General features: G+C 70.2%; 1 protein-coding gene. It reads left to right on the top strand.

The window, feature by feature from the left end; all coding sequences use genetic code 11:
* Positions 1-44: 44 nt before the first annotated feature.
* A partial coding sequence (locus L942_RS36885) for an ester cyclase (protein ID WP_235079610.1) occupies positions 45-456 on the top strand: 412 nt, incomplete at its 3' end.

Here is a 456-nt window from a genome sequence, read left to right as displayed (position 1 = left end):
CGGCCGAGGATGCGAAGGCGTTGTGCCGGCGCAGCATCGAGATCATGGCTGACGGTGGGTTGGCGGACTTCGAGGCGGTGATCCATCCGCGTGCCAGGAATCGGGAGGCGAGTCACGAGCCCGCGGATTGTCGCGGCAGTGGCCCGGCGGCGTTCCACGCCAGTGCGTTGTGGTTGCGCGGGGCGTTCGCGGACGTGCGCTGGGACACCGGGGAGGCGGTGGCCGACGGAGACCTCGTGGTCCTGCACACGACGATGAGCGGGCGGCATGTCGGTGTGTTCGTGTCCTACGACGAGGCGGGGTCGGTGGAGTCGGCGATGCCGCCGACGGGCAAGTCGTTCGCGGTGACGCAGACGCACTGGTTCCGGGTCGCGGAGGGAAAGGTGGTCGAGCACTGGGCCAACCGCGACGACCTGACCCTGGCCAAGCAGCTCGGCTGGGTTCCGCCGAGCCCGG

It is taken from the genome of Amycolatopsis orientalis DSM 43388 (assembly GCF_000411975.1).
Taxonomy (GTDB): Bacteria; Actinomycetota; Actinomycetes; order Mycobacteriales; family Pseudonocardiaceae; genus Amycolatopsis; species Amycolatopsis orientalis_D.
The sequence above is the reverse complement of the archived record's forward strand: the minus strand, read 5'-3'. Positions and strand labels throughout refer to the sequence as shown.